We start from the raw sequence: 19,853 nt of genomic DNA on the forward strand, positions 1-19,853 counted from the left end.
CGTGAACGCCGAGCCGAAGACCCTGGTTTCCATCCTCGTTCCCGCCTTCAACGAGGAACTCAACGTCGTGCGCTGCTACGAGGCGATCGTGCGCGTCTTCGAGAAGCTTCCCGAATACGCCTACGAGATCATCGTCACGGACAACCATTCCACCGATCGCACTTTCGAGCTGCTGGAAGACCTTGCCCGCAAGGACCCGGCGCTCAAGGTCATCCGTTTCTCGCGCAATTACGGCTACCAGCGCTCTCTGCTCTGCGCCTACAAGGCCGCCACCGGCGCCTGTTCGATCCAGCTCGACTGCGACCTCCAGGATCCGCCCGAACTGATCCCCGAGATGCTGGGGCTGTGGCGGGTGGGCCACCAGGTGGTCTACGGCATCCGCCGCTCGCTCAAGGACGGCTTCGTCATCGCGACGCTGCGCCGCGCCTTCTACCGCTTCATTTCCTGGACCAGCGACGACGATCTTCCCGTCAACGCCGGGGAATTCCGCCTGGTCGACCGCCGCATCCTGGTGGAACTGAACAAGGTGGAGGACGCCTCGCCCTATCTGCGCGGGCTGATCAGCGCGATGGGCTTCTCCCAGGTGGGCCTCGAATACGACCGCGGCGACCGTATCGCCGGAGAGAGCAAGTTCCCGCTCAAGTCGATGATCTCGCTGGCGGTGGACGGGGTGCTCAACCACTCGCTGATGCCGCTGCGGATCGCCTCGATCTCGGGGATCGTGATCGGCGTGCTCAGCATGGTGCTGACCTTCATCTACCTCGTCGGGCGGGTGTTCCTGGGCCAGGCCTGGCCCGCCGGTTTCGCCACGACCACGATCCTGCTGCTCATGTCGATCTCGATCAACGCGGTCTTCATGGGCATCCTGGGCGAATATGTCGGCCGCCTGTTCCTCCAGGCCAAGCCGGGCACCCGGCCGATCGTCGAGCAGAAGATCAACTTTCCCGAAGTGATCTCGCTGGTTGCGCGCGAAAGACAGTGATGCGGGTGAGCACGAAGAGCACACCCGCATAAGTGCAGATCGCCAGGCCCTGCACCAGGGCGCTGCGCTCGAAGCCCGCCGCGCGGCCCAGCGCGATCACGCCCAGGTTCGCGGCATAGGACACCAGAAACGCCGCGCCGTAGCGCAGGGCCTCGGCCGTGGAGGCGCGGTGGCGGGCGCGGAAGGTGAGGTGCCGGTGAAGGGCGTAGGAGATCGGCAGGCCCATGGCGAAGCCCGCCAGATTGGCCGCATAGTCGCCCAGCCCCGCCCGCAGCCAGCCCAGGATCAGGCCGTAGCCGATCGCCGTATTGGCCAGCCCCACCAGCACGAAGCGCGCCAGCGTCGCCGCCTCGCGCGCCAGCGCCGACCTGTCCAGTGGGGGCCGGTCCACGGGCCGGCGTTTGCGCGGGATATCGGTCACTCCGCCTCCTGAGACTGCAGCGATTCCACGTCGTAGAACTGGCGATACCAGTCGGCGAAGCGTTGCAGCCCTTCTTCCAGCATGACGCGCGGGTGGTAGCCGCAGATCGCCTGCAGCTTGCTCACGTCGGCATATGTGGCGGTGACGTCCCCCGGCTGCATCGGCCGCATGATCTTCTGCGCCTTGCGGCCGAGCGCCGCTTCCAGCGCCTCGATCATGTCCATCAGCCCCACCGGGCGACTGTCGCCGATGTTGAGCACCCGGTGCGCCCGCGCCTTCGCGCCGCCGGCGCCCGGCACATTGTCGAGCGCGCCCAGCACACCGTCGACGATGTCGTCGATATACGTGAAGTCCCGCGCCATCCGGCCCTCGCCATAGACCTCGATCGGCTCTCCGGCGAAGATCTTCCGCGTGAAGCCGAAGTAGGCCATGTCGGGGCGGCCCCAGGGTCCATAGACCGTGAAGAAACGCAGCCCGGTCTGCGGCAGCCCGTAGAGGCTGGCGTAGGACTGGCTCATCAGCTCGCAAGACCGCTTGGTGGCGGCATAGAGCGAGACCGGCTCCGTGGCCGGATCGTCCTCGGAGAAGCCGCCCGCACCCCCTTCCTTGCAGGCCTCGCCGTCCGGCCCGGCCAGCGGCCGCTCGCCGTAGACCGAGCTGGAGGAGGCATAGACCAGATGCTCGAAGCCTTCCGCATGGCGGCAGGCCTCCAGCACGGCGAGATGGCCGGCCAGGTTGGAGCGCTCATAGGCGAAGGGGTTCTCGATGCTGTAGCGCACCCCGGCCTGCGCGGCGAGATGGACCACCCGGCGCACGCCCCGGCTGCGGACCAGCGCGGCCACGGCGGCGGCATCGGCCACGTCCAGGCGGTGGAACTCGAACTCGGGCAGGCCCTCGAACGTGGCGAGGCGCGCATGCTTGAGCGCGGGGTCGTAGTAGTCGTTGACCACGTCGAGCCCGATCACCTGCTCGCCCCGGTCGAGCAGGCGGTGCGCCACGGCATGGCCGATGAAGCCGGCCACGCCCGTGACCAGGACAGGTCCGGTGACGTTGGCGGCAGCGAGTGCGGGATCTGTTGGGTTCAAGAGCGGCTTCCTGTTGCGACGGGTTCCGCCGCAAGGTTGGGCATCGCCGGGCGGGCCGACAATCACCCGGAAGCATAGCGCGCCCGGTCATTGGGGCCGCACCGCGACCCAAGGGATTAACCCCTCGCAGGAAACCGGCGATCCCGCATCGCAGGGGCGCGGCTCGGGCGCGGAAACGCGCCGGAACCGGCTGTATATATCGATCCACCCTAGACTTTCGGAGGACCATCCGGGCGATTCATGGCAATTGACCCGACCCGCCCCGGCATGGTCTCTCGTTTGTGTTCAAGGTGTTGTCCTGAACGTGACAAACGATGTCCTCGCGGCCTGACCTTCCCCGGCATGCACGCGCGGAGGAGCCAGGGAGCGCGACGTGAAGGAGCCGGGTACAAGACCACTTGTCCATATCGGATTCCACAAGACTGCTTCAACGCTGCTCCAGAACGCCCTGTTCTCGCGGCGCGAACTCGGCTTCGAGCGGCTGGAGAACGATCGCTATCACATCCAGCTGGACTTCGTGAAACAGGGCGCCTTCGACGACCTCTCTCCCCACCGGATCGAAAGCTATCGCCGCCGCAGCCGCGAGGCGCAGGCGCGTGGCAATACTCTGGTGGTCTCGCACGAGCGGCTGTCCGGCTATCCCGCCTCGGGCGGATACGACGCCAAGCTGATCGCCGACCGCATCAAGAACTGCCTGCCGAACGCCCGGATCCTGGTCTTCGTGCGCGAGCAGCGCTCGATGATCTTCTCGTACTACCTGCAATATATCAGCGACGGCGGCTCGCTCTCGTTCCGCCGGCTGACCACCCCGCTGCAATGGACCCTCTCGCGCAAGCCGGACTTCGACTTCCGCTCCTTCGCCTATGTCCAGTGCATCGAATATTATCGCCAGCTTTTCGGCCCCGAAAACGTGCTGGTGCTGCCTTACGAGGCCCTGCGCAACGACGCGTCGCGCGTCGCGCGCGAGATCTCGCAGTTCTGCGAGCACGACGCCTCGCTGATCCCGCACGACATCTTCGGCGCCCCCGCCAACGAGGGCATGCCGATCCTCATGCAGGCCCTGCGCCGCCCGCTCAACGCCCTGTTCAACCGGAACCAGCTTTCGCCCCAGGCGCCGGTGGTGTTCCCCCCGTTCGACCGCTACTACCGCAAGCTCCGCCCGATCTTCGCCTTCACCGCCATGTTCGACAAGCCGCTCCGCCGCCGCCTGATGCGCCAGATCGAGCAGTCGGTCGGAGAGCGCTATGCGGAAAGCAACCAGCAGCTCCAGCGCATGACCGGCTACGACTTGCGCCGCTTCGGCTACAGCCTGCCCAGTCCCGCCGCGCCGATGCTGGAACCCGGTATCAGGGGCGCGACGGCCGCCGGCGTCCCGCGCAAGACCAAGCGCTCGCGCGCCGCCCTCCACGCTCACGGCCAGGCGCACAATCACACAGGCGGGTCGCGCACGGCATGACATCCTTGTGACCCAGAGCTGCGCCACTGCCCTCCCGCTCGAGCGCGAGCCGGGCGGGTCGCCCGCGCCTGCGGCCGATGCCGCAAGGACGGGTGGCGGCAGGGCGTCCCGATCCGGCGCAGGCTTCAACCCCACCGTCCACGGCCTGCGCGGCGTCGCGGCGATGATGGTCTTCCTCGCCCATGTCCTGGGCGGCCTGGGCGAGAACATCTACCCGCACGACGCCGCCTACCTGGCCGTCACCGAGGCACCGTGGAACTTCGGCCGCTGGGGCGTCTGGCTGTTCTTCGTCATCAGCGGCTACGTGATCCTGCCCAGCGTCATGCGCTATTCCGCGCGCGAATTCGCGCTGCGGCGATTCTTCCGCCTCTATCCGCTGTTCCTGGCCTTCTCGCTGCTGTTCATTGCGGTGAACGCGGCGACGGGCACCATGCCCGAACTGAACACGCTGGAATCGATCGTGCCGGCGCTGCTGCTGGTCAACCTGCTCACCCATACCGAGCAGCTCACGCCCAATGCCTGGAGCCTCAGCTACGAAGTGCTGTTCTACGCGATGGCCTGCCTGACGGTGCACACCGCGCTGCGCCGCGGGGACCGTGTGCTGACCGTGCTCCTGGCCCTGACCGCGGCCGGCCTCGTCTACCGTTTCCCGGCCATGGCCTTCTTCCTCACCGGAATGGGCGCAAGACTGCTCGACGAGCGGGGCCTGCGCCCGCCCGCCGCCTGGCGCCCGGCGCTGGAGGCCCTGGCGTTCGCCGGGTGCCTCTATTTCGGTTCGATCCAGCACTACGATTTCATGCTGAAGAACATGGGCGACCCGCGTAACTACGCGATGCTGTTCTTCACTTCGGCCTATTTCTACATGGCCATCGCGCCGGGCAGCGTGACCGGCCGCCTGCTCGACCGGCCCTCGGCGTTCTACCTCGGCACCGTCAGCTACAGCCTCTACCTGGCTCACCCCTACACGTACCTGACGACGCGCCTGCTTTTCGTGCGCCTCGGCCTGTTCAGCGCTCACTGGGCACTGTCGCTGGCCCTGTTCCTCTCCGTGGTGATCCCGGTGACGCTGGTCTTCACCGAGATCGTCTACCGCCTGCTCGAACGCTACCCCTACCAGTGGTACTTCCACGAACGCATCTTCCACCGCCGCAACCGCGAGCGGCTGGAGTCGCCGTAGAAGCCCCCTAGCGGTTCTTCTTCGTAGTCGTCTTCTTGCCCGTGCTCTTCTTTCCAGTGCTCTTCTGGGGCGCGCTTTTCGTTGACGAGGCGCAGGGCCAGGCCTTGCGGGTGGCCTTGAAGACCTGCTCCGAGGCCGAGCCCTTCCGGTCGTTCGGGTTGCGCGCCAGGTAGTCCATGGTGACTTCCTTCAGCTGGCCGATCGTCACGTCCGCCGGCAGGCAGCTGTCGAGCTTGTTGGTCTTGCGCGTGGTGTTGAAGGCATCGACGGCGCCGGTGATATAGGCGATGCATTCGTAGCTCTTCTCGACATAGGTATTGCTGCCGCGCTCGGTCATGCAGGCCGCATAGAGGTCGTCGCCGGTGTAGAAACTGGCGTTCGCGGCAACGGGGAACAGGCCAAGCGGAGCGATCAGGAAGACGCAGGCCAGCTTTACGGATTTCATTCTCGAGTCTCTCCAACCAATTCGCGAACCCTTGGGACAAATCCCCGGCGCGTCAATCGCTGCCGGCAGCCTGCTGCGAAAGCGGACAGCGACCCTCATGCGTCGCCGGCCGGTTCCGCCCTAGGCCGCCGGCAATGCCGCCGCGCGTTTCGCATGCTGCATCACCACCAGCGTCTTGAACGCGCGGACGTGTTCCTCGCCGTGAAGCACCCGGCGCGAGAAGGCATCGTAATGCGCCATGTCCTGCGCCGCCACCTGCAGCACCAGGTCGTGGTCGCCGGTGACGTACCAGACATCGATCACCTCGCGGGTCTGCCGAAGCCGGGCGACCAGGTCGTCCACCACGCGGCCCTTGTCGGTCTCCAGGGAGACCAGCACGATCATCGTCACCAGCCAGCCCATCGTCCGGGGCGAGACCAGCGCCATTTCCCGCTCGATCGCGCCTTGCTCGCGCAGCGTCCTGACGCGGCGATAGCAGGCGGGAGCGGAAAGCCCGACCGCCTCGGAGAGATCCGGCATGGAAATCCGCGCGTCGCGCTGAAGCTCGGTAAGGATGCGCAAGTCGAACGCATCGGGCATGGGGCTGATCTCCGATAAATATTATCGCCGCGCGGCAATCATAGACCGCTTTTATCGCCGTCCCCGGATAAAAGCATCGCCGATTCCAGCCGAGGGTTCCATGGTCATTCGCCGCATAGCAACGCGTTCCTCCTCCAATGACTTCGCGCCGCTTGCCGCGGTGGCGACGGCCATGGTCTCGATCTGCTGGGGCGCCTCGGTGGCCAAGTCGCTCTTCCCGGTGACCGGCCCGGCCGGCACGACGGCGCTGCGCCTGGCGCTGGCGGCGGCCATCCTCTGCGGCGTGTTCCGTGTCTGGCGAAAGCCGCTGGACCGGCAGATGCTCCGCGCCGCCCTGCCTTATGGATTGGCGCTGGGCTGCATGAACATGCTGTTCTACTTCGCGATCCAGCGCATCCCGCTCGGCATCGCCCTCGCCACCGAGTTCACCGGCCCGCTGGCCGTGGCGACGTTCTCCTCGCGCCGCCGCATCGACCTCGCCTGGATCGGGCTGGCCATCGCGGGCCTGGCGCTGCTGGTGCCGATCTCCGGCTCGCCAGAGGCCGCCGCCGCCGCCCCCCGGGCCATCGACCATGCCCTCGACCCTGCAGGCGTGCTGCTCGCTCTGGCCGCCGGGGTGTTCTGGGGCGCCTACATCCTCATGGGCAAGCGCGCGGGCGAGGTCCTGGGCGCCGCCGCGCCGGCTTACGGCATGACCGTGGCCGCGCTCGTCGCCCTGCCTTTCGGCATCGCCCAGGCCGGCATGGCCATGATCCAGCCGCATGTCCTGGCCGTTGCGCTGGTCGTGGCGATCTTCTCCAGCGCCATCCCCTATTCCCTGGAGATGTTCGCGCTGCGCCGCCTGCCGACCAAGAGCTTCGGCATCCTCACCAGCGGCGAACCGGCCGTGGGCGCGCTGACCGGCGCCCTGCTGCTGGGCGAAGTGCTGCCCCTGGCCAAGTGGCTGGGCATTGCCGCGATCGTCGGCGCCACGATCGGCACCACGCTCACCGCGGGCACCGGCGCAGCCTCCGGAGAGCCAGGGAATTCCGGGGCCGGTACGAAACCTGTCGGTAGCGAGGCCTGACCGGCCCGGCGCCGCTTGCGCGCGGCGCCGATTACGCCCATGCCTCCCCACATGCCGCAAGCCTCCGATATCCAACTCGCCATCTTCTCACAGGCCGTCGACGCCCTTGGCGGCCAGCGCGCGCTGGCCCGGCACCTCGGCATCGCCGAACGCGACGTGCGCGAATGGATCTCCGGCGAAGCGCCGCTGGACTATGCCACCCTGCGCGAGACGGCGCGCGCATTGATCGCCCATTCGGACATGTGCCGCCGCCTGGAGCGCAAGCTCTCGCCCGCCTTCAGCGAAAACCTGACCGAAGCGCAGATCGAACACCTCGGCAATCCCGAAGGCAAGCGCCCCACCGCGCTCTGATCCCGGTGCTCCCGGGCGCTCTGATCCCAGTGCCCTCGGGCGCTCCGATCTCGCTGCCCTTGGGCAAAAAGAAAGGCCCCACGGATAATCCGCGGGGCCCGAAGGATTGGGTCCAGTCCGAAATGCATTCCGAAAGTGCACGGTGGCGACCGACGGGAAGCGTTCCTAAATTGCCGCGCGCGCATCCCGTGGGTGCGGGATAGGGTTCGCAACTGCGCCCGGCAGTGACTTAAGTCATTGGCGATGTCTTTGTTCCTGCGCGCAAAAATAAATCTCGCAGTTGCGAGATCGCACTGCCGCAAAGTCCCCCTGAATGCGCGGGAGACCGCTGACCGTCTGGGGCCACGCAGATCGGGCCGTTACTCCATCTGCTGCTGCGCGAAGGGCATTTCCTCGGCGGGACCGAGCTTCTCCGCGCCGGAGAAAATCGCGTCCAGACGCGCGCAGACATCGCGGCGAAAATCCTCTCGCAGGATCGGCCGCGGCGCGGTGAGAGCGATCTCGTTGGCGATCGCTTCCTTGACGCGGCTGACGGCGGCATCGCCCAGCACGCCCACGGCCTGCAGCTCCTTGCAAAGCTGCACCAGCCCCGCCGCCGTCGCCTGCGCACGAAGCCCCACGTTCTTGAGGTCCTGATGCAGCCTCTTCTGTTCCACGCCGATCGACATCGCTCTCTCCTTTTCTGGCCGTTATGAATCTAACGCACAAATGCCGGAGAGTTCCGAAAAAGAACGATATATCGCGCTCGATCGCAGGGGCGCCGCAAGGCAGCACCGAGGCGAAGAGCAGCGACCTGGAAAGCCGCCGGAATGTCCGGAAAGCGGCAAAAACGGTGGTGAGCCCTGCTGGGTTCTTCACCGCTTGAAAAATCGTGACAGAAATCCAATACTCCTTGCAATCCAGCCGCTTTGCCAGGAATTGTGTGAGACTAAGTGTGAGACAATCGAGTAAGGACGATCAGTTGGCGGCGGCGGTCAGGTACGTGAAAAAGCGCGGCGAAGTTTATCAGTACGAACGCCGCGTTCCCGTGCGTGTGAAGAGCGATCCAGCGCTGTTTGAAACGCACTTCAAATCCCAGAACCTGTTTCGTCGCTCCCTGCGAACAGCGAACGTTGCCGAAATGCATGCGGCCTGTATTTCTGTTCATCTGGAGTTTGAACGAAAAGTCGCCGCTGCGACGGGGCAATTTTCGGTCCTCCCGGCCTCAACGCCCTCTGCTATTAAACCAGCGCTAAGGAAAGTTACACAAGCCGATCTCAACGAACTTACAGACTTGTATCGAAGGCTTGTCATTGAGCCGCTTGAACGGGCGTACATTCGTGCGGACGCCGATCCTGCCTGTACCGAAGAGTATGAGCGCCTGATTTACGAACTTGAGCTTCACGCCGAGGACGAGGAACAAGCGCTCCACACCCGCCACACTGGCAATGGTCGACATGAGACGCCAACCGAGATTGCCGCTTGGGTGATTAAAAACCGTGGCTGGGATGCGCCCCCCCGCTCTCCCGAGTTTGGAGCCGTAGTAGGAGCCATACGAACAGGCATTCATCTAGGTCGTAGAGAGGCTCAAGCCCTCATAATCGGAGAGAGAGCACCTCACCTGTTGCAGACCTCGCCAGCAGAGGCAAAGTCCGTTCCAACCCTTCGAGAAGCCGTGGAGGCCTATCTCAAACAAAGAGATTTACCAGCAAGAACCGCCACAGAGGTAAAATCCTCGCTCCGACTTTTCGAGAATTTGATAGGAAATAAGCGGCTAGATGCGCTGACCCGTGGAGACTTTCAGTCTTACGCCCGCCATCTCGCTTCGCAAACTGTCGGCGGCAAAACCGCTGGCAGCATTCCCCGACCAGCGAGTCCTAAGACATTGCGGAAACGAATTAGCTTGCTTCGTGCCGCAATCAATCACGCCATCGACACTGACAAATTTACCGGAAAGAACCCTGCCAGCGCTATAAAAGTCGATCGTTATGCGTCGCCCCCGAATAAAGCGACGATGCCGGAAAAACGAGGTTTCACAAATCAAGAAATGAATCTGATTTTCAAACATCCTTGGTTTACGGGCTGCAAATCTCCAACGCCGTCGCAATCACATCAACCGGGTGACCATCGGCTGACCGGTTCAGAATATTGGGCTCCGGTAACCGCCGCCTATACCGGATGCCGTGCAAGCGAGCTCGGAGGCCTTATGATTGCTGAGGTTATTCTCGACTCGAGCACTCCGCATGTTGTTATTCGAGATAACAAGTGGCGCCGCACTAAAAAGGGAGAAGCGCGCAAGGTGCCGATCCTCGATGCGCTCATGGAACTCGGCTTTGCTGAATATATAAATCGCATCAAAGCCAGCGGAGAAGAGCGTGTCTTTCCCGATTGGAAGCCGCCTAGCGGCAAAGACACGGATCGGAATGACGACAATCAATGGTCGAACGGAAGGGTAATCCGGTCATTCAATCGAACCGTGATACGCCAGATGCTTAGAGACACTCTACCTGTAACCGCGAGGCTTGAAGTAACCTTCCATGGGTTCCGAGGAGCGTTCAAAAGAATGCTTGGCCATAGTGACTACAAAATACATCCGAACATTATCCATGAAGTTGCTGGGCACGAAAAGCATGGAATGGATGCGATCTATGTGCGCGAAATTCCAATTGAAGAGACATACCCCGCTATTCGATCTTGCGTATACAAGGACCTCTTCATCCCAAAATGCGAATAGACTTAAAAAGTCGCTTATTGAGTTTTAAAGGCGTTCTCAGAGGCTTTTTCTCATCCCCCGCCCCTCAGAGCCGCCCGGACATACTTCCTCTGAGCGCGGCTTAAAATGGAAATTAGAGCCTATCTCAAGCGCGCCGTTAGTGATTTCACTCTTAGACTTGCGGATGTGCCCTTTTGAAGACTCTTAATCGTCGGAAAGATGATGAAAAATCCATTTATATCGACCTCTCTAAATACAATTAACTCATATAAAATAGACATATTATGAGAATAAAAAATACAAAGAAAGTCTCATAAGTCAGAATAAAAGATATATAGTGATAACGACAATAATCTGTATTTAATAACGTCGTTAACAAGGGTTGCGCATGGACGCATATCGCCCCCATACACCTCTCACGTCGCGGCAATTAAGCCTTTGCGGCGAAACAGAGGACATCAAATGAATATTTTAAAGGAAATTGTGGCCCGGATTCCAGATCGGCCAAATCTGACACAGCTGATCTCAGGCGCAACCATTCAAAGAGAGATCGAGGTAGAGGGCGAAAAATCTCATGCAACGCTTGTTATTACGACCAAGCGGAAGATGACCCTAGATGGCGGGAACGGATGGGACGGCATTGACGGCGCTGATGTCGAAATTATCCGCCGGGCTGTCCGTGATGCGCTTGTTGATAATGAGGCGCCGGGAATAATTAATAATATTGTAATAAGAGAGGAAGGATACTGACCTTAAGAAGGCCTGCTACAAGGCAGGCCTTCTTCAGTTAATTAGACACAGCTCCGCCTCCGCTAGGGTGATAAGGTAAAGAATATTATCTTCACTTTAGTTCACGCGGAGTCTTACACCCAAAATAATTTTTACATAATTCTTCTTTAGCCTAGCTACCTTTTGCTTATGCCCTTGAAAGGCAAAAGACGGGGGTCACACCGTGTGATACCTACTGAGAATGCAGCAGGACATAAAATATCAGCCCATATACGCTAGGTTGTCCCATCGAGCTATTTCCACTCAGCCGGGGGGTCGGAGGTCTGCCTTACGGCTTCTAAGTGCCCCAAAGATACAACTTGCCACCGCCACAAGGGGATACGGTGGGAGTTCCAACACAAGTAGGCCTGCTGCACATCGGCTTTCGCCTTCGCTAGCTAGGGTGCTATCACTGATAAGGAACTCGGTCCTGAGAGCCGGACCGGAGGCATTTGGCTTTGCTGTTTGAGCGTTCTAGCCAAGAAAAGGTTCGCTGTTCAGGTATAATACCCAAATGCGCGCTCAAAGGCAATCCCCACTAATGTGATCCTGACGAAATAAAGCTCGCCCTGGTGTAATTGTGGGAAATAAACTGGCTATATGTATTATAAGCTATAATACATTTACGTAAATCTCGAAATATTGCAATTTCTATAAACAAACCTTAATGATTTTAAATCCATTTATCGAATATCAATAAATGACTTTGTAAATATAAATAAACAATTCAATAGATTCTCTATTAAGTGTGATGATAAGGTAAGGCAGCGATCCGACTGAAAAGGCAATCCTATGGAGCGGGGAGCGTTGCCCTAGGACATCGCTATTTTTCAGACGAAACCAAGCAGAGGGTGCGCCGCCCCTTGCTCCACTCTTCTATAGGAAATTCGCCCTCCGGCGACACTTCAAGCTGCCGGAATGTCTATTATATCTTTATGATTTGCGCCGTTCATCGTTTCTAAACACGCCATCTTCTTTTCCGTCACTGCAATAAATGAGTCTAATTGGTCCATCGAGTCAGCCTGATGAACGGTCAGGTCACCGTCTTGCCAGACGAAATCGCTGTACCCTGAATAAGCTCCATAGCCATTTTTACCCAGTATCTCCCCAAACATGCACTTTGACCGGACGTTTATTCGAACGTCTTTGAACTTGACGGAAGTTGGGTCTTTCATGCTGTCACGAGCACTTTGCAGCGCCTTTCGTGCAAAGAGTTCGCCTTCACTAGGCTGCTTTTCCGAACAACTTAAGGTGGAAAGAAGCATCAAAGGCAGTGCAAAGATGAAACCCAACTTCATGCCGTATCTCCTGCCGTGCTTTCACTGCAGACATGCATGTTGATTGCCTTCGCTTTGCCAAGCGGCAGCATAACGTGCGCACGAGCAAGGATTTCGTTTCCTGCCAATAGCTTCCACCGGTTCATAAACCCCCTGATGATTCTCTGTTGATCAGCCTCTCTACACGGTTTTGGTGTAAAAATGGAAGCCAGCAACAGACGGCGGTATGGCAGCGCAAGCACATACCAAAGGCGTCGGAGACGAGCGTTATCGCAACTTGATGCAAGCTCTGCGTACAGCCCGGAAGGAAGCTGGATTCAGTCAACAGGCATTTGCCGAACACCTTGGTCGGCATCAGCAATTCGTATCTCGCTATGAGACGGGCGAGCGGCGGCTAGATGTCGTAGAATTCTGCGATGTAGCGAGGGCATTGGGCAAGGACCCCCTCGCTATGCTGGCGGAATTGGTGTAAATTTTCCGAAGCAGTTTTTCTGGATCAAGCCGCCGACATTGCGCGCTTCTCGATACGTTGGATAGCAGCGCGCGAAACGCTATATTCTTTGGCAAGCGCTCCGAGCGAAACCCCATCTTGCCTTTTCCTGATAATGTCCTGCTGCTGCGCCGCTGAAAGCGCCTGCGGCCTTCCCAGAGCCTTGCCAGAGGCCTTCGCTCTACATAGCCCAGCTTGGGTTCGCTCAATCAACAGATCGCGCTCAAATTCCGCTACAGCGGCAATGACCCCCATCGTCATGCGCCCAGCAGGACTGGTAAGATCAACTCCCCCAAGAGCAAGGCAGTGGACCTTGATCCCATCTGCCGCCAGCCGATCAACTGTTGAACGAACGTCAATCGCGTTCCTTCCCAGACGATCGAGTTTGGTCACAATCAGAACATCACCATCCTCAAGGCGATCAACAAGGCGCGCAAAGCCTTTGCGCTCCATCGCGGCTACTGAGCCCGAGATGGTTTCCGAAACGACGCGTTTGCTGTCCACAAGGAAGCCCGCCGCCTGAATTTCCCGAACCTGATTATCGGTCGTCTGGTCGGCGGTGCTTACTCTGCAATACGCGAAGGATCGGGGCATATGAAAGACTCCTGTATCGATTCTCTGTATCGGAAATACATCCGTATCGAAACATTGTGGAGTCTAATTTTCGATACACATTGCGAGACTGTATCGAAACCGACCCGTTTCGAGACAAGCAGGACAATTCGATAGCTGCGAATTGCAATCACTCAATTGAGATATAATCTCACCACGTATTTGGCGTTCAGGTGAGATACGATGTCCATTGAGCGATTACACTTGCGTAAAATTCTTGAGTATTTTGGGTTAAGCCGCGAACGCAGGATTGCTGCGGTTAAAGCGGATGCTCGATCAGAAATCCGCAAAGCGGCAAGGCCATCTACCGGCGGTAACGATTTTCACTCTTGTTTTTGGTCAGACGCCAAGAGCTTTTCCGCAAATGGAGGAGACTTAGGCTTGATGACGGCTGCGAGGATTGAAGATCATGGCGCTCGCAAGCGCCTGTATCCAGCTTTAGCAGCAGGCTACCTGTCCTGGTGGAATGAAAAACGTCGATGGATTAATGAACCGATTGCCGTGATCTCGGAAGGTGTCAAGGCACCCTATTCATTTATAGAACTTGGTGGCACCATAAAAGTCGAGAATTTGCTCGCCCTAAGAATAGGGCGCGAAAGCACTCGACTAGTCTACCCCTATTTCAGTGAAAAGCCGGCTCTGGACGAAGACAATGCGCGCCTTGGACTTTGGCTGATGTCTCAAGCTTTGCCAACATATTCGGTTGGCGACATGAGAATTCTAGATGTCATTCGAGGGACGCCATTCTCAATTGATCGCTTTCCTCTTCGCGGAAATGAAGGCGCTATTTTTGTTGAACGGTATGCCCGAATGCTTGCAGATTGGCGAGATTTCGTCCGTCAATTTTCTTAGGATTTTTCGGGACTTATGGTCGGTGCGACAAGCGCTAACGCTACCCAATTGTTCGCTTAGGCGGGGGTAGCGCATCCAGTGGATTATGCATCAAAGGCACAGCCATGTGTAGCGTATTTAACATGGCTTCGGTTGCTACGTGTGCCTCATGAGACCGAAATTGAAGAGGCTGCCCTTCGACAATTTCAATGCTCAATCCGTCCCGCGCTTCCAGAAGATATGCCTTCCACGCCTCCATTTTAGTTTTTACTTTGTCGTCGAAGAAATACACCAGCATTCCCCCACGCGTTTGACCTTCGAGGCCGGAAGCATAGCGGTTCGAAAGTTGCTGAAAGCCTTTCATAAGCTTTCCGTAATCCGTGTAAATCTTCGCCTCACCTATCCATATGCTCTCGTGAGGACCAGTGACCAAAATGTCCGTACTACCCCCTTGGTTCTGGCCATGACTGATGTCGAACATCATCCCCTTAAGAGTTTGGATTAAAGAAAATGTAAGCTGGTCTTCGTCTAGTCGAGATTTATTCTCCCCGACGGGATTTACGATATTTTTCGCCGCAACTAATTCCGATATAGAGTAGGTAAGCGCTAACTCTACTAAATCCGCAAACTCGCCGTAATTTTCCAGGCCAGTCATCAACTTAAGTAGTATTCTCTTCCTAGTTGAGTCGGCTGCGGAATTAAACTGCGCCCATGACGCTCCGTGCATCAGGATACCTCTTCCAGAAGCACGGCAGGGCGGGCGATGTAATAGGGGTAAGTTCGGCTCCCACCATTCTCTACGGTTTCGCCGCTTACCGGATGTACCAAAGTCCCGGTTTCGAGAAAATGGCGCTGCTCATCGTGATCGAGATAGATTGCTGCATCATCATCGTCAAAGAAAACAAATTTTAGCTCCAAGACGTCGAACCGAGACACCAATAGTGCTATCGCGTTTTGCAGATCAGTATTATCAAACTCTAACCCAGATATGGATTTAAAGTCCCCAAACGTTAATGTTATTTCGCATTCAGGAGCCTTAGACGCGGCGTACTCCAAGACCATATTGCACACGTCCACGACTGGGCTACGACCCCACCGGTCGGTTAATACCTTCTCGATGTAGTCTAGACGTCTCACTTAAATGGCCTTAGCTCCATTGATGTGGAGCATTACTTGCTCCAACATTCCTTTAAGCTCTGACAGATTTGCACATCCTCTGATAGTGGCATCTGTCAGCTTCGGACTGAGTTCGTATGCCATGCGATAGGTTCCTAAAATGGAAAGCTGCGGCCTAGGGGTGTAGTCGTGGACAGCGTCAAGCTCCCAGCGCACTTCGATGCCATAAGTCGTAAATCCGGTCCCTAGGGCGCCCATGGCTGCTTTATGAGCAATTTCTTGACGAAGGCACGCCCCGCCACCTCTCATCCACTCGTGTTTTGCCGAAGACGTTGTTGTCGTCCAGAGGAGAGTTCTGACCGAACCTTCCTGCCCTTTATACAAGGGGTTGATAACAGGCCATAAGTTTACCGGATCCACTAAAATCTTGCGCCCTACCTTCGAGTTTACGAACTTTCGAAGCTCAATATGGACGGTAGAAATGACTGCATCTGTGGTAAGCTTGAACGCATCTACTAAAACATATGCAAAATTCAGTTTCTTTGATACTATTACGGCATCAAATGACTGAACTTTTGTCTTTTTAATACCAATATATTCATCATAATCTACCACAGATGTAGGATTTACCTGCGCCGAGTTTAAGCGGTCTCTAGTTTCGACCGTTTTAATCGAAGAAAGCAGGATGCCGTGCAATTCCGCCGTTTGAAACTTCGAGACAGGCGTTGGCTCTTGCTCCGGCATAGTTGCTAAAACTGCCGGAGGAATTGGCAACGGGAAGCTTGTAACGAAAGGATTGCTTTGATCGATTACAAGTTTCGCTACTGCATCACGCAATTCATGCGCATCAGCAGGGGCTAAACGGTAAACTTGGCAAGATTTATCGTATGAAGCGAGAAGGCGTCGCAAATCCTGACGTAAGCCATCATAATCCGCGTTGGCGGCGGCCTCTTCATCATTGAGCTTTTCTAAAACTTGTTCCCAGCCAGTGCCCTTTGGGAACCCGTTTCCCGCGAGTAAGCGTCGCGCGACTTGAATTGAACTGCGGCTTCGTAACGCTTCGAAAATCTCAATGTCGCTCATTCAGGTCCAACCGCTTCATAGGGTGGTTACTCCACCAGATTTACGCACAGATGTGGACGGCACAAGCGCAGTTGGTCAAGCGTCGGGCGACGACAATGCCATTACAAACATTATCACACACAGATTTTAGGTTCTATTCGGCCCCAATTTTCCAATGCGTGATCAGCGCAAGCGGGTCGTCATGATCAATGGGCGGGAAGCAGGCGCCCCTGCCTATCGCAGGGCGATAAATCGTCAAGATGTGGCTAGTGCGCGCGACCACTTAGCTGCGAGACAATCTGTGAGACAATCGCACCCAAAAACCACCTAAGTCGTTGATTTTACATAGGTGGTGAGCCCTGCTGGGTTCGAACCAGCGACCTACTGATTAAAAGTCAGTTGCTCTACCGACTGAGCTAAGGGCCCCCGTTGCCGGGCGCGGCCGGCGAAGCGGCTGCGGAAGGGGTCACCTAAGGGCAGGGCGAGGCTTGGTCAAGCGGGCATGAAGCTGATTAATGGTGAGACCCGTCAAAGGATCACGCCAGGGCCCCGCAATCCGCCGCGCCGGGCCGAGCACGAAATCGCGGCTGCGGAAGGCAGGGTGCGGCAGAATCAGGCTTTTCTCGCCCTCGCCGCCCGCCCAGGGACCGCCGCTCCAGAGCACGAGGTCGAGGTCCAGCACCCGCGAGCCCCAGGCCTGGCCCATGCGGCGGCGGCCGAACTTGTTTTCCAGCTTGTGCAGCTTGTGCAGCATCTCGTCGGGTTCGCGCTTGCTGCGCACCAGCGCCACGCCATTGGCATAGCGGCGGCGCGAGGGGCCGAGCGGCGCGCTCTCGATGATGGGCGAGGCAGCCAGCACCTCATACTTGCCGCTATCGAGCGCGGCCAGCGCCGCGGCGAGCACCTGACGGGGGCCGCCGTGGCGCGGATGGCGCATGTTCGAGCCGAGCGCGACGAGATACTGGTGCTTGGCCAAGGCCGATGTCCCCCGATGATGTCGTAACTGTCGAGGGTCTATCAGATATCCTGCGCAATGCGCGTGTAGAGTTGCGGGCGGCGATCGCGGAAGAAGCCCATGCCGGCACGGTGCTTTGCGGCGCGGGCAAGGTCGATCGTGGAGACCAGCACGCCGCTTTCCTCCTTGCCGAATTCCGCGACGTAATCGCCCCATTCGTCCGTGATGAACGAGTGGCCGTAGAAGGTCTGCTCTGTGCCGCATTCGGTTTCGACGCCGATGCGGTTGGCGGCGATCACCGGCATGCAGTTGGACACCGAGTGGCCCACCATCGCCCGGCGCCACATGCGGCTGGTGTCCAGCGTCGCGTCATAAGGTTCCGAGCCGATGGCGGTGGGATAGAACAGCAGTTCCGCGCCCATCAGCGCCATCACCCGCGCGCATTCGGGATACCACTGGTCCCAGCAGACGCCGACGCCGACCTTGGTGCCGAGTACGTCCCACACCTTGAAGCCGTCGTTGCCGGGGCGGAAGTAGTACTTTTCCTCGTAGCCGGGGCCGTCGGGAATGTGGCTTTTCCGGTAAGTGCCGATGATCTCGCCATCGGCGCCGATCATCGCCAGCGTGTTGTAGTAGTGGTGGCCGTCGCGTTCGAAATAGCTGGTGGGGATCACCACTTTCAGCTTCGCCGCCAGTGCCTTCATCGCGATCACCGAAGGATGCTCGGCGGTCGGGCGGGCGAGCGCAAAGAGTTCCTCTTCCTCGACCTTGCAGAAGTAGGGGCCGGAGAACAGCTCGGGCGGCAGCACGATCTGCGCGCGCCTGGCGGCGGCTTCCTCGACGAGCGCGGAGACGGCGGCGATATTCTCGCCCTCGTCCGCGGAATTGAGCGCGAGCTGAAGCGCGGCAACGGTGATTTCGGTCATGGAGGGGGCCTCTATCAGTCCCGCTTGCGGAACAGAAGGGTCATCCGGTCGCTCTCGCCGATGGCGAGGTACTTGTCGCGGTCCTTGTCCTTCAACGCCAGGCTGGGCGGCAGGGTCCAGACGCCGTCCGGCCAGTTCGCGGTGTCCTTGGGATTGGCGCTGATCTCGGACTGGGCGACGAGATCGAAGCCGTTGTCCTTCATGAAACGGATCACGTCCGCCTCGCGCAAGTAGCCCTTGGAACCGTCGGCATAGTCGGCCGGGGCGTCCGGGCGGGCGCGGTGCTGCTCGATGCCGATCAGGCCGCCGGGCTTGAGCAGGTCGCGCATGGCCGCGAATTCGCTGCCGGCGATGTTCCAGCGCAGCAGGTTGTGCATCATGCGCGGGACGACGATGACGTCGAATGTGCCCTTCTCGCCCTGGGGGATGGCGCCGAGGGTATAGGCGGCGAACTTGTCGGCCGGCATGCCGGTGAACTTGGCCACGTCAGCCGGGTAGTTCGCGGCGCCCTTGCGGATGCCCTCCCGAGTCTCGGGCTTGAAGGCCGGCGCCTCGGGGTTGAAGTAGAGGCCCACCAGATGGCCCTGCTGGCCGAGGTAGAGGCCGAGCAGGCGCGAGTACCATTCGCCGCCCGGTGCATATTCGCCCACTTTCATGGTCGGCGCGACGCGGAAGAAGCTGAGCGTTTCCACCGGGTGGCGATACTTGTCGCGCGCGCGGTCTTCCTTGCGCGAAGGATTGGAGGCGGCGAGTTCGAGCAGCGCCTCGCAGCCCTTGCAGGATTCCGCCTCGGTGGTTTCGTCGGCAGCGGTGGCGGCGCCGGGCATGGCGATGACGCCGAGAAGGGACGAAAGGGCGATGAGGGCGCGGCGCATGCGATTCTCCCGTGGAAGCTGGTCAGTGCTGAACCTAGTTTCCGACGCCCCAATGACAAGCCGTCCCAGTGTACCTATCTAGCGACAAATTCCCCCTCATGAGGACATTCAAGACAATGGAAACGGCAATCGTTGCAGGCGGGTGCTTCTGGTGCACCGAAGCGGTGTTCCGCGACGTCATCGGCGTGGACTCCGTGGAAAGCGGTTATATCGGCGGCACCGTGGCCAATCCGACCTACAAGCAGGTCTGCGGCGGCGACACCGGCCATGCCGAGGCGATCAAGGTGAACTACGACCCCTCCGTGCTGTCCTATGGCGACCTGCTCGACGTGTTCATGGGCACCCATGACCCGACGCAGCTCAACCGCCAGGGCAACGACGTGGGCACGCAGTACCGTTCGGCGATCTTCCCGCTCGACGATGCCCAGGCCGCCGAGGCCGAGGCCGCGCTCGCCCGTTCAAACCAGGACAACGCCGGCAAGGTCGTCACCACGATCGAGGGCTTTGCCGAGGGCAGGCAGAACGAGGCGTGGTATCCCGCAGAGGACTATCACCAGGAATACTGGGACGGCGAAGGCCAGCGGAATCCCTATTGCCTCGCGATCATCCCGCCCAAGCTGATGAAGCTGCGCAAGAGCTTCCAGAACAAGGTCAAGGGCTGAAGCGCCTGCTCTTCGGGGCTTCGGA

23 protein-coding genes and 1 tRNA gene are annotated in these 19,853 nt (G+C 59.1%); 10 read left to right on the top strand and 14 right to left on the bottom strand.

Going from position 1 to position 19,853, the window contains the following annotated elements; genetic code table 11:
* The first annotated feature begins 1 nt into the window (after position 1).
* Positions 2-982, top strand: a complete 981-nt coding sequence (locus tag ACZ1J6_RS14815; protein WP_132263859.1) for a glycosyltransferase family 2 protein — start codon at positions 2-4, stop codon at positions 980-982.
* Here the strand turns inward: ACZ1J6_RS14815 and ACZ1J6_RS14820 are convergent.
* Both ACZ1J6_RS14820 and ACZ1J6_RS14825 read right to left on the bottom strand, forming a co-directional pair.
* Positions 936-1,403: a GtrA family protein gene (locus tag ACZ1J6_RS14820; RefSeq protein ID WP_165921343.1), complete on the bottom strand. Its 468-nt coding sequence runs from the start codon at positions 1,401-1,403 to the stop codon at positions 936-938. The two genes, ACZ1J6_RS14815 and ACZ1J6_RS14820, sit on opposite strands and share 47 nt — an antisense overlap.
* Entirely contained in the window at positions 1,400-2,488 is a 1,089-nt protein-coding gene (locus ACZ1J6_RS14825; RefSeq protein ID WP_465128192.1) for an NAD-dependent epimerase/dehydratase family protein, read from the bottom strand. The genes ACZ1J6_RS14820 and ACZ1J6_RS14825 overlap by 4 nt, the downstream gene beginning before the upstream one ends.
* A 373-nt stretch (positions 2,489-2,861) precedes the next feature.
* Here ACZ1J6_RS14825 and ACZ1J6_RS14830 point away from each other — a divergent pair, with 373 nt between their 5' ends.
* Complete coding sequence (locus ACZ1J6_RS14830; RefSeq protein ID WP_132263863.1) at positions 2,862-3,944, top strand: hypothetical protein; 1,083 nt, start codon at positions 2,862-2,864, stop codon at positions 3,942-3,944.
* A gap of 7 nt (positions 3,945-3,951) precedes the next feature.
* Positions 3,952-5,121, top strand: a complete 1,170-nt coding sequence (locus tag ACZ1J6_RS14835; RefSeq protein ID WP_465128193.1) for an acyltransferase family protein — start codon at positions 3,952-3,954, stop codon at positions 5,119-5,121.
* Positions 5,122-5,128: 7 nt separating this feature from the next.
* On the opposite strand, the gene ACZ1J6_RS14840 is transcribed toward ACZ1J6_RS14835, so the two are convergent.
* Both ACZ1J6_RS14840 and ACZ1J6_RS14845 read right to left on the bottom strand, forming a co-directional pair.
* On the bottom strand, positions 5,129-5,566 hold the full coding sequence (locus ACZ1J6_RS14840) for a Rap1a/Tai family immunity protein (protein ID WP_431566668.1): 438 nt from the start codon (positions 5,564-5,566) through the stop codon (positions 5,129-5,131).
* A 120-nt stretch (positions 5,567-5,686) separates the two neighbouring features.
* The gene (locus ACZ1J6_RS14845) at positions 5,687-6,145 is read right to left on the bottom strand and encodes an Lrp/AsnC family transcriptional regulator (RefSeq protein ID WP_132263869.1); all 459 of its coding nucleotides are present in this window, start codon (positions 6,143-6,145) and stop codon (positions 5,687-5,689) included.
* Between the two features lie 100 nt (positions 6,146-6,245).
* Between ACZ1J6_RS14845 and ACZ1J6_RS14850 the strand changes: the two genes are divergently transcribed.
* Positions 6,246-7,211, top strand: coding sequence for an EamA family transporter (locus ACZ1J6_RS14850; RefSeq protein ID WP_465128194.1), 966 nt, complete (start codon positions 6,246-6,248; stop codon positions 7,209-7,211).
* 51 nt (positions 7,212-7,262) lie between these two features.
* Positions 7,263-7,562 carry a YdaS family helix-turn-helix protein gene (locus ACZ1J6_RS14855; RefSeq protein ID WP_132263872.1) on the top strand — a complete coding sequence of 100 codons (300 nt, stop codon included), beginning with the start codon at positions 7,263-7,265 and terminating at the stop codon, positions 7,560-7,562.
* Between the two features lie 359 nt (positions 7,563-7,921).
* Here the strand turns inward: ACZ1J6_RS14855 and ACZ1J6_RS14860 are convergent, their stop codons facing one another.
* A complete protein-coding gene (locus ACZ1J6_RS14860) occupies positions 7,922-8,230 on the bottom strand; it encodes a hypothetical protein (protein ID WP_442046296.1) in 309 nt (102 codons plus the stop codon).
* Between the two features lie 203 nt (positions 8,231-8,433).
* Between ACZ1J6_RS14860 and ACZ1J6_RS14865 the strand changes: the two genes are divergently transcribed.
* Together ACZ1J6_RS14865 and ACZ1J6_RS14870 are read left to right on the top strand one after the other, a co-directional pair.
* Positions 8,434-10,275, top strand: coding sequence for a tyrosine-type recombinase/integrase (locus ACZ1J6_RS14865; RefSeq protein WP_465128195.1), 1,842 nt, complete (start codon positions 8,434-8,436; stop codon positions 10,273-10,275).
* A 441-nt stretch (positions 10,276-10,716) separates the two neighbouring features.
* On the top strand, positions 10,717-11,004 hold the full coding sequence (locus ACZ1J6_RS14870) for a hypothetical protein (protein ID WP_465128196.1): 288 nt from the start codon (positions 10,717-10,719) through the stop codon (positions 11,002-11,004).
* Positions 11,005-11,927: 923 nt separating this feature from the next.
* On the opposite strand, the gene ACZ1J6_RS14875 is transcribed toward ACZ1J6_RS14870, so the two are convergent.
* Positions 11,928-12,320, bottom strand: a complete 393-nt coding sequence (locus ACZ1J6_RS14875) for a hypothetical protein (protein ID WP_465128197.1) — start codon at positions 12,318-12,320, stop codon at positions 11,928-11,930.
* Positions 12,321-12,579: 259 nt separating this feature from the next.
* Between ACZ1J6_RS14875 and ACZ1J6_RS14880 the strand changes: the two genes are divergently transcribed.
* A complete protein-coding gene (locus tag ACZ1J6_RS14880; RefSeq protein WP_465128249.1) occupies positions 12,580-12,771 on the top strand; it encodes a helix-turn-helix domain-containing protein in 192 nt (63 codons plus the stop codon).
* Positions 12,772-12,795: 24 nt separating this feature from the next.
* Here the strand turns inward: ACZ1J6_RS14880 and ACZ1J6_RS14885 are convergent, their stop codons facing one another.
* Positions 12,796-13,383: a recombinase family protein gene (locus tag ACZ1J6_RS14885; RefSeq protein ID WP_465128198.1), complete on the bottom strand. Its 588-nt coding sequence runs from the start codon at positions 13,381-13,383 to the stop codon at positions 12,796-12,798.
* Between the two features lie 201 nt (positions 13,384-13,584).
* On the opposite strand from ACZ1J6_RS14885, the gene ACZ1J6_RS14890 reads away from it, so the two are divergent.
* Entirely contained in the window at positions 13,585-14,253 is a 669-nt protein-coding gene (locus tag ACZ1J6_RS14890) for a hypothetical protein (RefSeq protein ID WP_465128199.1), read from the top strand.
* Between the two features lie 40 nt (positions 14,254-14,293).
* Here ACZ1J6_RS14890 and ACZ1J6_RS14895 read toward each other — a convergent pair whose 3' ends face one another.
* The 7 genes from ACZ1J6_RS14895 to ACZ1J6_RS14925 all read right to left on the bottom strand — a co-directional run bounded on the left by ACZ1J6_RS14895 (position 14,294) and on the right by ACZ1J6_RS14925 (position 19,166).
* On the bottom strand, positions 14,294-14,887 hold the full coding sequence (locus ACZ1J6_RS14895) for a hypothetical protein (protein WP_465128200.1): 594 nt from the start codon (positions 14,885-14,887) through the stop codon (positions 14,294-14,296).
* Positions 14,888-14,958: 71 nt separating this feature from the next.
* Positions 14,959-15,168, bottom strand: coding sequence for a hypothetical protein (locus ACZ1J6_RS14900; protein WP_465128201.1), 210 nt, complete (start codon positions 15,166-15,168; stop codon positions 14,959-14,961).
* Between the two features lie 201 nt (positions 15,169-15,369).
* The gene (locus tag ACZ1J6_RS14905; protein ID WP_465128202.1) at positions 15,370-16,431 is read right to left on the bottom strand and encodes a hypothetical protein; all 1,062 of its coding nucleotides are present in this window, start codon (positions 16,429-16,431) and stop codon (positions 15,370-15,372) included.
* Positions 16,432-16,760: 329 nt separating this feature from the next.
* Positions 16,761-16,836, bottom strand: a tRNA-Lys gene (locus ACZ1J6_RS14910).
* Between the two features lie 40 nt (positions 16,837-16,876).
* The gene (folK, locus tag ACZ1J6_RS14915; protein ID WP_132263898.1) at positions 16,877-17,386 is read right to left on the bottom strand and encodes a 2-amino-4-hydroxy-6-hydroxymethyldihydropteridine diphosphokinase; all 510 of its coding nucleotides are present in this window, start codon (positions 17,384-17,386) and stop codon (positions 16,877-16,879) included.
* A gap of 41 nt (positions 17,387-17,427) precedes the next feature.
* A complete protein-coding gene (gene aguB, locus ACZ1J6_RS14920; RefSeq protein ID WP_465128203.1) occupies positions 17,428-18,291 on the bottom strand; it encodes an N-carbamoylputrescine amidase in 864 nt (287 codons plus the stop codon).
* Between the two features lie 14 nt (positions 18,292-18,305).
* Positions 18,306-19,166, bottom strand: coding sequence for a class I SAM-dependent methyltransferase (locus ACZ1J6_RS14925; RefSeq protein ID WP_442046298.1), 861 nt, complete (start codon positions 19,164-19,166; stop codon positions 18,306-18,308).
* Between the two features lie 116 nt (positions 19,167-19,282).
* On the opposite strand from ACZ1J6_RS14925, the gene msrA reads away from it, so the two are divergent.
* Entirely contained in the window at positions 19,283-19,828 is a 546-nt protein-coding gene (msrA, locus tag ACZ1J6_RS14930) for a peptide-methionine (S)-S-oxide reductase MsrA (protein ID WP_132263904.1), read from the top strand.
* Positions 19,829-19,853 lie beyond the last annotated feature (25 nt).

Source organism: Novosphingobium sp. BL-S-21, from assembly GCF_055521655.1.